General features: G+C 64.6%; 10 protein-coding genes. 6 read left to right on the top strand and 4 right to left on the bottom strand.

Features of this window, described 5'->3' with window-relative positions:
- Positions 1–35 precede the first annotated feature (35 nt).
- From SA496_RS14015 to SA496_RS14005, 3 genes are all read right to left on the bottom strand, one after another.
- Positions 36–1,643, bottom strand: coding sequence for a carboxyl transferase domain-containing protein (locus SA496_RS14015; RefSeq protein WP_153920695.1), 1,608 nt, complete (start codon positions 1,641–1,643; stop codon positions 36–38).
- A 109-nt stretch (positions 1,644–1,752) separates the two neighbouring features.
- Complete coding sequence (locus SA496_RS14010; RefSeq protein WP_153920692.1) at positions 1,753–2,916, bottom strand: isovaleryl-CoA dehydrogenase; 1,164 nt, start codon at positions 2,914–2,916, stop codon at positions 1,753–1,755.
- 42 nt (positions 2,917–2,958) lie between these two features.
- The gene (locus SA496_RS14005) at positions 2,959–3,357 is read right to left on the bottom strand and encodes a MerR family transcriptional regulator (RefSeq protein WP_028630063.1); all 399 of its coding nucleotides are present in this window, start codon (positions 3,355–3,357) and stop codon (positions 2,959–2,961) included.
- Between the two features lie 217 nt (positions 3,358–3,574).
- On the opposite strand from SA496_RS14005, the gene SA496_RS14000 reads away from it, so the two are divergent.
- From SA496_RS14000 to SA496_RS13980, 5 genes are all read left to right on the top strand, one after another.
- Positions 3,575–5,482 carry a sigma-54-dependent Fis family transcriptional regulator gene (locus tag SA496_RS14000; RefSeq protein ID WP_330115593.1) on the top strand — a complete coding sequence of 636 codons (1,908 nt, stop codon included), beginning with the start codon at positions 3,575–3,577 and terminating at the stop codon, positions 5,480–5,482.
- A 127-nt stretch (positions 5,483–5,609) separates the two neighbouring features.
- Positions 5,610–7,343 (top strand): ABC transporter ATP-binding protein, encoded by a 1,734-nt coding sequence (locus SA496_RS13995; RefSeq protein WP_330115592.1) that lies wholly within the window; start codon positions 5,610–5,612, stop codon positions 7,341–7,343.
- Entirely contained in the window at positions 7,333–8,007 is a 675-nt protein-coding gene (gene qhpE, locus SA496_RS13990) for a subtilisin-like serine protease QhpE (protein ID WP_120650571.1), read from the top strand. The genes SA496_RS13995 and qhpE overlap by 11 nt, the downstream gene beginning before the upstream one ends.
- Positions 8,000–9,289, top strand: coding sequence for a flavin-dependent monooxygenase QhpG (gene qhpG, locus SA496_RS13985; protein WP_330115591.1), 1,290 nt, complete (start codon positions 8,000–8,002; stop codon positions 9,287–9,289). Before qhpE ends, qhpG begins: the two co-directional genes overlap by 8 nt.
- 269 nt (positions 9,290–9,558) lie before the next feature.
- Positions 9,559–11,124, top strand: a complete 1,566-nt coding sequence (locus tag SA496_RS13980) for a BCCT family transporter (protein ID WP_153920778.1) — start codon at positions 9,559–9,561, stop codon at positions 11,122–11,124.
- Between the two features lie 205 nt (positions 11,125–11,329).
- Here the strand turns inward: SA496_RS13980 and SA496_RS13975 are convergent, their stop codons facing one another.
- Positions 11,330–12,256 (bottom strand): LysR family transcriptional regulator, encoded by a 927-nt coding sequence (locus SA496_RS13975; RefSeq protein WP_120650577.1) that lies wholly within the window; start codon positions 12,254–12,256, stop codon positions 11,330–11,332.
- Positions 12,257–12,434: 178 nt separating this feature from the next.
- On the opposite strand from SA496_RS13975, the gene SA496_RS13970 reads away from it, so the two are divergent.
- Positions 12,435–13,775 (top strand): dicarboxylate/amino acid:cation symporter, encoded by a 1,341-nt coding sequence (locus tag SA496_RS13970; RefSeq protein ID WP_330115590.1) that lies wholly within the window; start codon positions 12,435–12,437, stop codon positions 13,773–13,775.
- The last annotated feature ends 26 nt before the right edge of the window (positions 13,776–13,801 follow it).

Here is a 13,801-nt window from a genome sequence, read left to right as displayed (position 1 = left end):
GCTCCTACGACGGCTCCACCGCTCGCAAGCAGGAGTTACATGCGGAACACGCCGAAGGTGGTCCGCTCGATCGGGGCGTTGAGGCTGGCGGAGAGGGCCAGGCCGAGCACGTCGCGGGTCTGCGCCGGATCGATCACACCGTCGTCCCACAGCCGCGCGCTGGAGTAGTACGAATGCGCCTGGCGCTCGTACTGCTCGAGGATCGGCTGCTTGATGCGCGCTTCGTCCTCGGCGCTCAGGCTGTGGCCGGCACGTTCGCTCTGTTCGCGCTTGACCTGGGTGAGCACACCGGCGGCCTGCTCGGCGCCCATCACGCCGATGCGCGCGTTGGGCCACATCCACAGGAAGCGCGGGTCATAGGCGCGGCCGCACATGCCGTAGTTACCGGCGCCGAAGCTGCCGCCGATGATCACGGTGAACTTCGGCACCTTGGCGCAGGCCACTGCCGTCACCAGCTTGGCACCGTGCTTGGCGATGCCGCCTTCTTCGTACTTCTTGCCCACCATGAAGCCGGTGATGTTCTGCAGGAACAGCAGCGGGATGCCACGCTGGCAGGCCAGCTCGATGAAGTGCGCGCCTTTCTGCGCGGCCTCGGCGAAGAGAATGCCGTTGTTGGCGAGGATGGCGATGGGGTAGCCGTGCAGGTGAGCGAAGCCGCAGACCAGGGTGGTGCCGAACAGCGCCTTGAACTCATCGAACTCGGAATCGTCCACGAGGCGGGCGATGACTTCTCGTACGTCGAAGGGTTGCTTGGCGTCAGCCGGGATCACGCCGTACAGCTCGTCACTGGCGTAACGCGGGGCGAGCGGGGCGCGCAGGTTCACTTCGCCGGCCTTGCGCCAGTTGAGGTTGGCGATGCTGCGACGGGCGAGCGCCAGGGCGTGCTCGTCGCTCTCGGCGTAGTGGTCGGCCACGCCGGACACTTTGCAGTGCACGTCGGCGCCGCCCAGTTCCTCGGCGGTCACCACTTCACCGGTGGCGGCCTTCACCAGCGGCGGACCAGCCAGGAAGATGGTGGCCTGGTTGCGCACCATGATGGTTTCGTCGGACATCGCCGGCACGTAGGCGCCGCCGGCGGTGCAGGAGCCCATGACCACCGCGATCTGCGGAATGCCCATGGCGCTCATGTTGGCCTGGTTGAAGAAGATGCGGCCGAAGTGTTCGCGGTCGGGGAACACGTCTTCCTGGCGCGGCAGGTTGGCGCCGCCGGAGTCCACGAGGTAGATGCACGGCAGGCGGTTCTGCTGGGCGATGGTCTGGGCGCGCAGGTGTTTCTTCACGGTCAGCGGGTAGTAGGAGCCGCCTTTTACCGTGGCGTCGTTGGCCACGATCATGCATTCCACGCCTTCCACGCGGCCGATGCCGGCCACGACGCCTGCGGCGGGTACGTCTTCGCCATAGACCTCATGGGCGGCCAGCTGGCCGATCTCCAGGAAGGGCGAGCCCGCGTCCAGCAGGCGGTTGATGCGCTCGCGGGGCAGCAGTTTGCCGCGCGAGGTATGGCGTTCCTGGGCCTTGGCGCCGCCGCCTTCATGGATGCGGCCGAGCAGGGTGTGCAGGGCACCGACCTGTTCGAGCATCGCCGCGCTGTTGCGGGCGAACTCCGGGGAACGGGTATTGATCTGGGTGTGCAGGATGGCCATCTGGCGCGCTCCGTCGAGTGTCTGTGCCGGCGCTTTCCTGTAGGAGCCAGCTTGCTGGCGAAGCCTTGTTCGCGAGCAAGCTGGCTCCTACAGGAGTGCGGTGTGGCGATCAGCGGGTTTCGTTGAACAGCTCGCGGCCGATCAGCATGCGGCGGATTTCGCTGGTGCCGGCGCCGATCTCGTAGAGCTTGGCGTCGCGCAGCAGGCGGCCAGCCGGGTACTCGTTGGTATAGCCATTGCCACCGAGCAGCTGGATGGTGTCCAGGGCCATCTTGGTGGCCATCTCTGCGGTGTAGAGGATCACCGCGGCTGCGTCCTTGCGCGATTCCTCGCCGCGGTCGCAGGCCTTGGCCACGTTGTACAGGTAGGACTTGGAGGCGTTCATGCCGGCGTACATGTCGGCCAGCTTGCCCTGCACCAGCTGGAACTCGCCGATGGACTGCTTGAACTGTTGGCGCTCGTGCACGTAGGGCAGCACCACATCCATGCAGGCGGTCATGATCCCGGTCGGGCCGCCCGAGAGCACGGTACGCTCGTAGTCCAGGCCGCTCATCAGCACTGCCACGCCACGGCCTTCCGCGCCGAGGATGTTTTCCTCCGGCACCTCAACGTCTTCGAACACCAGCTCACAGGTGTTGGAGCCGCGCATGCCCAGCTTGTCCAGCTTCTGGTGGCGGGAGAAGCCCTTGAAGTCGCGCTCGACGATGAAAGCGGTCATACCGCGAGAACCAGCGTTGACGTCGGTCTTGGCGTAGATCACGTAGGTGCTGGCGTCCGGGCCGTTGGTGATCCACATCTTGTTGCCGTTGAGCACATAGCGGTCGCCTTTCTTTTCGGCGCGCAGCTTCATCGACACTACGTCCGAGCCGGCGTTGGGTTCGCTCATGGCCAGCGCGCCGACGTGTTCGCCGGAGCACAGCTTGGGCAGATACTTGAGTTTCTGCTCGTGAGTGCCGTTCTTGCGGATCTGGTTGAGGCAGAGGTTGGAGTGGGCACCGTAGGACAGGCCGACCGAGGCGGACGCGCGGCTGATCTCTTCCATGGCTACAACGTGAGCCAGGTAGCCCATGTTGGTGCCGCCGTACTCCTCTTCCACGGTCATGCCCAGCAGGCCCATGTCGCCGAACTTGCGCCACATGTCCATGGGGAACTCGTTATCGCGGTCGATCTGAGCGGCACGCGGGGCCAACTCGGCTTGAGCGAACTGATAGACGGAGTCGCGCAGCATGTCGATGGTCTCGCCGAGACCGAAGTTGAGAGTGGGATAGCTCATCGTTACACCTGTGCTTGTCATTGTCGGTGAGTGGGGGAGGGGTCAGGCGTTGACGCCCTGTTTGCGTTCGGTTTCAGCCATGGCCGCCAGGCAGCGTTCCTCGGCCGTATCCAGTTCCAGCTGCATCTGCTGGATATCCAGCAGTTGCTGTTCAAGTTGCGCGCGGCGCGCGGCGATCTTGTCCATGAAGGTTTGCAGCTGCTTGCGGTTGCCGCTGCTGGGGTCGTAGAGGTCGATCAGCTCCTTGCATTCGGCAAGGGAGAAACCGATGCGCTTGCCGCGCAGGATGAGCTTCAGCGCCACCAGGTCCTTCGGGCTGTAGATGCGTTCCTGGCCTCGGCGCTCGGGGCTGAGCATGCCTTGCTCCTCATAGAAGCGGATGGCGCGGGTGGTGACGTCCAGTTCGCGGGCCAGGTCGGAGATGCTGTAAGTGGTGGGCATTGTCAGGGCTCGTGGTGTTTACCTTTACGTTAACGTAAACCTGTGCCAACCTGACTGTCAACTGCGCACCGCAATGGCAGACGACCGCCGGAATGGCTTGATACTTGCTCCTTGCAGGGGAGTGGCGCCGCTCTTTACGGACGCGGGCCGGGGGTGTAGACATTCAAGGCGTGCGACTGACCGCCGGACCATGCCGGGGCGCACGCTGGAGCGAGAGATGGCGCAAGACATTCGAATAAAAACCGCTGCCGATCCACTGCACGAGTCGCGGCAGGCTCGACTGAAACTGGCCAGCGAGGGTGAACTGCCCCAAGGCGTGCTGCGTGACGAAATCGACGCCTCCTGGCGGCGCAGCCTGGGCCATGGCCTCAATTGTCTGGAAGGCGATCAGGTGGGCCTGGAACAGGGCCACGACCTGCAATTGCTGCTGGACAGCAACCGCCTGCTGATCGACGCCGCCACCCCGGAGCTGGAATACCTGGTCAGCCAACAGGGCAAGGGTGGGCTGATCATCCTCGGCGACGCCCAGGCCAACGTCCTGGCCATCGAGGGCCAGACCGAATTCCTCAAGACTTTCGGCCTGCGTGACCTCAAGCCCGGCAGCTGCTGGAGCGAATCCTTGCGCGGCACCAACGCCATCGGCACCGCGGTGGTCGAAGGGCGCCCGACGCTGATCAACTACGGCGAGCATTACCTCGATCGACTCAGCCCGTTTTCCTGTACCTCGGTACCCCTGCGCGATCCCCAGGGGCGTGTGGTGGGTGTGCTCGACCTGACCCGTGAAGGTGTCATGGCGCAGCCCCAGGACAACCTCTCCACCCTGATGCTGGCGGCGGGCAACATCGAGAGCCGGATGTTCGGCCTCTGCTACCCCGACCATCTGGTGCTGGCCTTCCACAACCGTCCGCAGTACCTCGGCAGCGCCTGGCACGGCCTGTTGGCGCTGAGCCTCGACGGCGAAGTGCTGGCTGCCAACGAACGTGCCTGCGACCTCTTGCAGGTACGCCGTGAATCCCTGGTGGGGCGTCGTTCCAGTGACCTCATCGGCGAGCGCTCGCCGCAGTTCATCGCGCGCCTGCTGCAGGGTGGCGTGAGCAGCGTGCAGACCGCCAAGGGCGAGTTCTTCTTCCGTGCCTTGCAGGTGCCTCGCCACACCAACCTGAGTGGTCCTGCACCCACAGCCAAGGCGCCGTCCGCGCAGAAGGCCCAGATACTCGAAGAACTGGCTGGCCGCGACAGCCGCTTCGCCCGTGCCCTGCGTATGGCCCGCCAGGGGCTGGCCAACGAGCTGCCGGTGCTGCTACTGGGTGAAACCGGCACCGGCAAGGAAGTGGTCGCCCGCGCGCTGCACCAGTCTGGCCCGCGCGCCGACAAACCCTTCGTGGCGGTGAACTGCGCCGCCATCCCCGAGGGGCTGATCGAATCCGAGCTCTTTGGCTACCGTGAAGGCGCCTTCACCGGTTCGCGCCGTGGCGGCATGGTCGGCCGACTGATGCAGGCCCATGGCGGCACCCTGTTCCTCGATGAGATCGGCGACATGCCGCTGAGCCTGCAGGCGCGCCTTCTGCGTGTGCTGCAAGAGCGCAAGGTGGCGCCGCTCGGTGCCGGCGAAGAGCAGGACATCGACGTCGCGGTGATCTGCGCGACCCACCGCGACCTCAAGCGCCTGGTGCAGGAAAAACACTTCCGCGAAGACCTCTACTACCGCATCAACGGCGTCAGCCTGCGCCTGCCGGCCCTGCGCGAGCGCGACGACCTGGCGGGAATGATCAGCGGCGTGCTGCACAAGTTCGGCGCCACCAACGTCAGCCTCGACAAGGACCTCACCGAGCTGCTCGCCGGTTACGACTGGCCAGGCAATATTCGCCAGCTGGAAATGGTCCTGCGCTCGGCCCTGGCCATGCGCGAGGAGGGCGAGAAGGTCCTCGGCCTCGACCACCTCACCGACAGCCTGCTGGACGAACTGACCGCCAGTTGCCGCCAGCCCGGCAGCATCCGCGAGAACGAGCTGGAGCTGATCCGTGGCGCGCTGGACCGCCACCAGGGCAATGTCTCGGCCGCCGCCGATTCTCTCGGCATCAGCCGCGCGACCCTGTATCGCAAGTTGAAGCAGCTGCGCGGATGACATTTCCTGTAGGAGCGAATTCATTCGCGAAGGACCGCGCAGCGGTCCATGGCATCAGCCGCGAACCTGTCACCCGAATCGCGAATGAACTCGCTCCCACAACAGCCAACCGACATTCCGGCATTCCATGACCCGCCTCTTCCTCAAGCTGGTGGAAACCAGCGACCCTGACCTGTTGCGCCGTGCCCTAGCCTGGCTCTATGGCTTCGTGCGCCCGCAATTGCGCGCCATCCTGGTGTTGCTGGGCCTGTCCCTGGCCGCATCCCTGCTGGTGCTGGCCCAGCCCTGGCTGACCAAGACCCTGATCGACGACGGCTTGTTGGCCAAGGACTTCGGCATGCTGGTGCAGGTGGCCGTGGCGATGATCGCCGTCGGCATCCTCGGCACGGTGCTGTCCGGCATCAACCGCTATCTGCACACGCGGCTTTCCGGACGCATCCTTTTTGCCCTGCGAGATGACCTTTATCGCCACCTCCAGCAGCTTTCGCCCGCCTTCTATGGGCGCAAGCGCATCGGCGACATCCTTTCCCGACTGGATGGCGATGTAGCGGAGATCCAGCGTTTCGCCGTGGATTCACTGTTCTCCGCCGTCTCCAGCGTCATTGGCCTGATCGGCGCAGTGGCGCTCATGTTGCTGCTGTCCTGGCAGCTGTCGTTGCTGCTGGCGCTGTTGATCCCCATCGAAGTGCTCTGGCTGCGCTGGATGCGGCGCAAGGTGGAACGGGAAGTGCGCAGCCTGCGCGAGCGCTCGGCAGACGTGTCCTCCTTCCTGGTGGAAACCCTGCCGGCGATGAAGTTCATCCAGGCCGCGGGCCAGCAAAAGCGCGAATCCCGTCGTCTGGAAGGTCTGGGCCAGGGCTATATGAGCCAGTTGCTGCGGGTGCAGGTCACTGAGTTCTTCACTCACGCCGTGCCCGGCACGCTCACCTCGCTGTCCCGCGCCTGCGCATTCCTTATAGGCGGCTACTGGGTGATCCAGGGCACCTGGCAACTGGGCGCGCTGATCGCCTTTTCCACCTATCTCGGCATGGCCGTCGGGCCGGTGCAGAGCTTGCTGGGCCTGTATGTCGCCCTGCAGCGCATGACCGTCAGCCTTGGTCGGGTGATGGAACTGCAACAGGAACCTGTGCCGGTACGCCAGCCCGAAGCACCGAAACCCATGCCGGAGGGTAGGGGGGAGCTGCGCCTGGAGGGCGTGCACTTCGCCCATGAACAGCGTGCAGGTAACGTGCTGAACGGCTTGGACGCGGTGATCCCCGCGGGGCTCAAGGTGGCCGTGAGCGGCGCTTCCGGCGTCGGCAAGTCGACCCTCATCGACCTGCTGCAACGCTTCTACGACCCGGACCAGGGGCGCGTCCTGCTGGATGGCGCCGACTTGCGCGAGCTTGACCTCTTCGCCCTGCGCCGGCGCATTGCCGTCGTCAGCCAGGACATCGTCCTGTTTCGTGGCACGCTGGCCGAGAACCTTTCCTACAGTGCCCCGGACGCCAGCCGCGAAGCCCTGGAACAGGTGGCGCGGCTGGCTCGCCTCGATAGCCTGATCGAGTCCCTGCCATTGGGCCTGGACAGTCCGCTGGGCGAGCGCGGCCAGCAGCTCTCCGGCGGCCAGAAACAGCGCATCGCCATCGCCCGCGCGTTGCTGCAGGACCCGCTGATCCTGGTGCTGGACGAAGCGACCTCGGCGGTGGACGAAGCCACCGAGCGTGAGGTGATCGCCGCCATCGACCAGCTCTTTGCCGGACGCACGCGCATCCTCATCAGCCACCGGCCTTCCACCCTGGCTCAGGCCGATATCGCCTTTCGTATGGAGCACGGCCAACTGCACGGCCTGGAACCCGAGCAGGTGACTCATGGCCATTGAACTCGCCATCGGCATCATCGACAGCGGCTTTGCGCTGGAACAGGGCGGGCTCGTCGCTCAATCGCGCCGTTTCTGGCTGGAAGGCGGGGAATTGAAGGAAGGCGACACCCAGCCCGACGCCCTTGGCCACGGCAGCGTGGTGCTGGACACCCTGACGAGCCAGTGCGGCCCGGTCCGCCTCTGTGTCGCCCAGGTCTTCGCTGAGCGCTGGCAGACCAGCCCCTTGCAGATTGCCGCCGCCTTGCATTGGCTGATCGACCAGGACGTCGCGCTGGTGAACATGAGCCTTGGTCTGCGCAACGACCGCCCGGTGCTGCGCGAAGCCTGTGTGCTCGCCCATGCCGCCGGCATCCTGCTCTGCGCCTCAAGCCCCGCCCAGGGCGATCCGGTGTACCCGGCCGCTTATCCGGGCGTGATCCGCGTGACCGGTGACGCCCGCTGCGCGCCGGGGCAATGGTCCTGGCTGAACAGCCCCCAAGCCGACTTCGGTGCTCATGTGGCGGCGGCCAACGGCTTGGCCGGCTCCAGTGTCGGCTGCGCGGCACTGAGCGGAGTCATCGCCGGCTACCTGCAAGCCCGTCCTGGCGCCAGTCGTGAGTCGCTACTGGAGTGGCTGCGCGAAGGCGCCACCTACGAAGGGCCGGAGCGTCGTGGTCATGTCTGAAATCGTCGTGCTCGGCGCGGGCCCTGCCGGCGCAGCGGTCGCATTGGGGTTGAAGCGACTCGGCTATGGCGTGCGTGTGATCAGTGAATGGCGGCGCTTTGCAGCAGTTGAAGGCGTCTCCCAGCGCGTGCTGGACGGCCTGCGTCAGGCTGGCCTGCAACAGGCACTCGCCTGTGCTGCGGCCCCTTCGCCCCGTCGGGTGCTGTGGAATGGCGACGGCCAATCCATCAACCAGGAATCCCTGCTGGATCGCCCTCGCTTCGATGCGGCCATCCGCGAAGACCTGCGCGAGGCCGGTATCGAAGTACTGGAAGCTCGCGTGTTGAAAGTGGAAAGCACCGATGACGGTCACCTGATCCAGATCGAAGCGGGCGAACCACTGCGCGCCGACTTCCTCGTTGAAGCCCGTGGTCGCCAGGCGCCCCTGGCCGGGGGGCGTCTGCGCGGGCCGGAAACCCTGAGCCTGCTGAACCAGTGGCAGGAATCACCCGGCCGTCCGGGTTCGGCGGTGGAAAGCCTGCGCGATGGCTGGGCCTGGATGGCGCGCCTGGAGGATGGGCGCTGCTACTGGCAGATCACCCTGGACGCCCGTGACCTGCCGCCCAAGGACCAACTCCCCGATTACTGCGCTCAGCGTCGTGCCGAATCGACACTGGTGCGCGAGCTGTTTGGCGAAAGTGCGTTGCACCCCGCCAGCCTGCACGCCCGCAGCAGCACCGCCATTCTCTTTCATGAAGCCAGCGGCGCGAACTGGCTGAGGGTTGGGGACGCCGCCATGGCAGTGGACCCGCTCTCCGGCAACGGCATCTTCCAGTCTCTGTCTTCCGCCCTGCAGGCACCGGCGGTGATCAATACCATGCTGCAACGCCCGGAGCGCACCGACCTTGCCCGTCGGTTCCACCAGCGCCGGGTGGAACACCTCTTCCTGCGTTTCGCCCGCACCGGTCGGGACTTCTACGCCCTGGAACAGCGCTGGCCCGACCAGCCCTTCTGGCGCGACCGCCGCATCTGGCCGGATGCCGAACCCATGCATGCAGCAGCCGATTTCAGTCGGGTGAGGGTAGCGCGCGCCCCGGTGATCCACGGCGATCTGATCGACGAAGCCGAAGTCGTGGTCACCGCCGACCAGCCCCTGGGCATCTGGCACCTGCAAGGTGTCGAACTCGCGCCCATCATCAATGCCCTCCGTCGAGGGGACCTGGATCGTGCACTGGCCACCTTGCCCGAATCCCAACGGCGGATGGTGCAAGGCTGGTTGCTGGCGCAGGGCTATCGGCCCTGAAGTCCCGGCAGTACAGCCTGTACGATGGATGGCACTCTTTCCGTCCACCTGATCCCCAGCCAGCCTGCAAACGCCATTATTTTGCTGTCACGGTCCTACGCAAAAAGACCTATCAGGCAATAGCGCTGTCGCATTTGGATCGGCGGGCATCGTCCTCGCGCAAGTCGCCTTTCACCTGTCGCGCGACCATCGCGGGGCAGTGATCATTGCCCGCCACGGCAGGTTCAAAACCTTACAAGAAGAAAGGCATTCAAAGCTTGAGGAGGCCCATGCACAAGACACCTGGATCACCCGTCGACAAGGTCGTTTTCTGGGGGGCTGCGGCGATTTCAGCCTCGTTGGTCACCTGGGGGGCACTCGCGCCCACGGCCATGGCGACGGCGTCGCAGGCGCTGCTGAACACCATCATCGACTGGTTCGGCTGGAGCTTCGTCCTCTCCACGGCGTTCTTCCTGGGTTTCGCGCTGTTCCTGGCTTTCAGCCGCTTCGGCCGAATCAGACTGGGCAAGGACGACGAACAGCCCGAGTTCAGCACGTCGTCGTGGATCGCGATGATGTTCAGCGTCGGCATGGGGATCGGCCTCATGTTCTGGGGCGTGGCCGAGCCGATCACACACTTTTCGACGCTGCCCAACGACCTGGCGCAGCCGCACTCCAGGGAAGCGGCCAAGGTCGCAATGGGTTACGCCTACTTCCATTGGGCGTTCCATCCCTGGGCGATCTACGCCATCGTCGGCCTGGTGATGGCTTACTTCTCGTTCCGCAAGGGACTGCCGAACCTGATCTCCAGCGCCTTTACGCCACTGATCGGCGAGGCAGGCGTGCGCGGGCCATTGGGCAAGTCGATCGACGTGCTGGCGGTTCTGGCCACTCTTTTCGGCACTGCCACCTCGCTCGGCCTGGGCGCGCAGCAGATCAACAGCGGCCTGAACTACCTCTGGCACACCGGCGAATCGAACAGCATTGCATTGGCGATCATTGCGGTGATGACGGTGCTCTTCATCCTTTCCGCAGTGTCCGGCGTGGGCAAGGGGGTGCAGTTCCTGAGCAACGTCAACATGGTGGTCGCGGTGTTGTTGTTGCTGTTCCTGGCGGCGGTTGGCCCCAGCGTATTCATCATGAACACCCTGGTCGCATCGATAGGCGAATACCTCCGCGAACTGGTGCCGATGTCGTTCCGTACCGCGGCTTTCAGCGATGGCAAGTGGCTCGCTGGCTGGACCATCTTCTACTGGGCCTGGTGGATATCCTGGGCTCCCTTCGTCGGTACCTTCATCGCGCGAATTTCGCGAGGCCGCACCATTCGCGAGTTCGTCATCGGCGTCATCTTCATTCCCAGCGGCGTCACCATGGTCTGGTTCGCGATCATGGGCGGCGCGGCCCTCTACTCGGAGCTGGCAGGCGCGGGTGGCATTGCCGCAGCGGTGAATGACCAGGGACCGGCAGTGGCGCTCTTCACGTTGCTGTCCCAGTATCCCGCTGCCACGCTGACTTCGTTTGCGGCCATTGTGCTGGTCGGCGTGTTCTTCATCTCGGGAGCCGACGCGGGTTCCATTGTCATGGGCATGCTGTGTGCCCGCGGCAGCCTGCAGCCGCCAGGCTGGCTGGTGGTGCTATGGGGCACGCTGGCCAGTGCGGCGGCCTCGGTGCTGCTGGTGATGGGCGGCCTGGTAGCGTTGCAGACCGCCGCCATCATCTTCGCCGCGCCATTCCTGGCGGTGATGGTGGGCTTGTGCGTGTCGCTGTGGAAGGCACTGCTGAGCGAGCGGCAGGTCGGCGTGGCGCATGACCCGCTTGCCGCGCTCCGCGACCGAGCGCCAGCCGCTTTGGATTGAAGATGAAGCCCCAAGCGCCGCGCAAGTTTCACCCCCACGCGCGCGGCCAACCCCCCTCTCCCTCGGGGAGAGGGCTGGGGTGAGGGAATTTGATCTCAGCCCGGACTGGACAGGTCTCCCCTGTAGGGGTGAACTCATTCGCCAAGGGCAAGGCAGTTGCCCCTCGGCAACAACCCTCTGACCTCCATCGCCAGCCACCGGATGCTCACTGCCACGCTGCAAGGCTATCGCCGGGCCCGTCCGCGTTGCGCCGGAAGAAGTCGCGCAGGTGCTCGACGAAGAAGGACACCTTTGCCGACAGGTTGAGGCGTTCGAGATAGACCGCGTAGATGTCTGCAGGCGGTGTTTCATAGTCCCCCAACACTTCCACCAGGCGGCCGGCGCGCAGGTGACTGGCGAGGTTCCACTCGGCGCGCATGAGAATGCCGTGACCATCCAGCGCCCAGTTCAGCGCCACCTCGCCATCGTTGGTGCTGAGGCCGCCGCGTACCTTTATCGACTCCGTCTGCTTGCCCAGGCTCAGGCGCCAGATGCCGAAGGCCGCATCGTTCTGACGTAGCACGATGCAGTTGTGCTGCACCAGGTCCTTGGGTGTTTCGGGACGACCGAAGGCCTCGAGGTAGGCCGGTGCAGCACACAACCTGCGGCGGTTCGCGGCGATCTTGCGGGCGATCAGCCGGGAGTCGGGCAACTCACCGAAGCGGATGGCGACGTCGATGGCATCGTCCGGCAGGTTGATCGGCCGGTCGGTCAGGTGCAGCTGTACCTCGACTTCCGGATAGCGCCTGACGAACGAAGAGATCGCCGGGCCGACATGGGTGCGGCCGAAGCCCAGCGGCGCATTGACGCGCAGCAGCCCCTTGGGCTCGGCCCGGCTGCTCGACACCTGACTCTCCATTTCCTCGATCTCGCCAAGGATCCGTTGCGCGTTGATCAGATAGAGCTCGCCCTCGGCGGTGAGGCTGATGCTGCGCGTGGTGCGATTGAGCAGGCGCACGCCAAGGCGCTGCTCGAGTTGCGCAAGCCGCTTGGAAACCGCCGGCGGCGTCAGATTGAGCTCCCGCGCAGTGGCTGCAAGGCTTCCCGCCCTGACCAGTTGGGTGAAGAAGGCCAGCTCCGATACCTGATTCATAATTAACCTGAAGGAAACAATGAAATAACTTTCATTGTATTACGCGACTTCAGGAAAACCATTAACTTTGCTTTCGTGAATTACCCACATGAAATCTGGGTCATTTGCCAGCCACAGCCTGATGCGGCCGCCCGGGCGCCAACTACATCCGACTCACAACAATAATTCGGAGAAAACCATGGCCAAGCGATACCTAGGAAAGCTCTATGTCCAGGTTCTGATCGGCGTGACCATCGGCATCTTGCTCGGTGCGATCTGGCCCCAGTTCGGTGCCGATCTGAAGCCTATCGGCGATGCCTTCATCAAGCTGATCAAGATGGTCTTCGCGCCAATCATCTTCGCCACGGTGGTGCTCGGCATCGCCAAGATGGAGAACATGAAGGAGCTCGGCCGGGTCGGCATGCGCTCGCTGATCTACTTCGAAGTCCTCTCGACCTTCGCCCTGGTGCTGGGCCTGGTGGTAGTCAACTTCGTGCAGCCCGGCCAGGGCATGAACGTCGACCCGGCCACCCTCGACATCAAGAGCATCTCTACCTACACAGCCACCGCGGCGAGTAGCTCCGGCAGCTTCACCGACTTCCTGCTGCACATCATTCCCGCCAGCGTCACCGACGCATTCGCCAAGAACGAAATCCTGCAGATCCTGCTGTTCTCGACCCTGTTCGGCATCGCCCTGGCTCACCTGGGACCGCGCGGCAAGCCAGTGGTGGATGTACTGGAAGCCTTCTCCCACGGCATGTTCTACATCGTCGGCATGGTCATGCGCGTTGCACCGCTGGCTGCCTGCGGCGCGATGGCCTTCACCGTCGGCAAGTACGGTCTTGGCTCGATCGTTTCGCTCGGCAAGCTGATGGCGACCATGTACCTGACCTGCTTCCTGTTCGTGGTCTTCGTCCTCGGCTTCATCGCCCGCTTGTCCGGCTTCAGCCTCTGGAAGTTCCTCAAGTACCTCAAGGAAGAACTGTTCACCGTGCTGGGCACCAGTTCCTCGGAATCGGTCGTGCCACAACTGATGAACAAGTTGGAGAGCGTCGGCGTCTCCAAGCCGGTGGTGGGGCTGGTGATTCCCTCCGGGCTGACCTTCAACCCCGACGGCCAGTGCATCTACTACACCATGGCGGCCATCTTCATTGCCCAGGCCACCAACACACCGTTGACCCTGACCGACCAGTTGATCGTGCTCGGCGTGCTGCTGCTCACCTCGAAAGGCTCGGCGGGCGTCACTGGCTCCGGCTTCATCACCCTGGCCGCCACCCTGGCCTCGATGGACAACATCCCGGTCGCCGGCATGGTGCTGCTGCTCGGTGTCGACCGCTTCATGTCCGAGGCGCGCGCCATCACCAACACCATCGGCAATGCGGTTGGAACCATGGCCATCGCCAAGTGGGTCGGTGCCCTCGACAAATCCCGAATGGATCAGGTGCTGAGCGGCAGCGAACTGCCGGAACAGAGCCAGGCGCAGCAATCATCGCTGCCGAACCACGCCGTAAAGCCGGCCACGACCGCCAGCGGCGCCTGACTCAGCGGACCCGCCAACAGAACACC

Source organism: Pseudomonas sp. JS3066, from assembly GCF_036328175.1.
GTDB lineage: Bacteria > Pseudomonadota > Gammaproteobacteria > Pseudomonadales > Pseudomonadaceae > Metapseudomonas.
This window is presented reverse-complemented; position numbering and strand designations above follow the sequence as displayed.

Bases quoted from the DNA above. Each gene is read 5' to 3' on its own strand.
- SA496_RS14015 (WP_153920695.1), bottom strand. From the start codon at position 1,643: ATGGCCATCCTGCACACCCAGATCAATACCCGTTCCCCGGAGTTCGCC.
- SA496_RS14010 (WP_153920692.1), bottom strand. From the start codon at position 2,916: ATGAGCTATCCCACTCTCAACTTCGGTCTCGGCGAGACCATCGACATG.
- SA496_RS14005 (WP_028630063.1), bottom strand. From the start codon at position 3,357: ATGCCCACCACTTACAGCATCTCCGACCTGGCCCGCGAACTGGACGTC.
- SA496_RS14000 (WP_330115593.1), top strand. From the start codon at position 3,575: ATGGCGCAAGACATTCGAATAAAAACCGCTGCCGATCCACTGCACGAG.
- SA496_RS13995 (WP_330115592.1), top strand. From the start codon at position 5,610: ATGACCCGCCTCTTCCTCAAGCTGGTGGAAACCAGCGACCCTGACCTG.
- qhpE (WP_120650571.1), top strand. From the start codon at position 7,333: ATGGCCATTGAACTCGCCATCGGCATCATCGACAGCGGCTTTGCGCTG.
- qhpG (WP_330115591.1), top strand. From the start codon at position 8,000: ATGTCTGAAATCGTCGTGCTCGGCGCGGGCCCTGCCGGCGCAGCGGTC.
- SA496_RS13980 (WP_153920778.1), top strand. From the start codon at position 9,559: ATGCACAAGACACCTGGATCACCCGTCGACAAGGTCGTTTTCTGGGGG.
- SA496_RS13975 (WP_120650577.1), bottom strand. From the start codon at position 12,256: ATGAATCAGGTATCGGAGCTGGCCTTCTTCACCCAACTGGTCAGGGCG.
- SA496_RS13970 (WP_330115590.1), top strand. From the start codon at position 12,435: ATGGCCAAGCGATACCTAGGAAAGCTCTATGTCCAGGTTCTGATCGGC.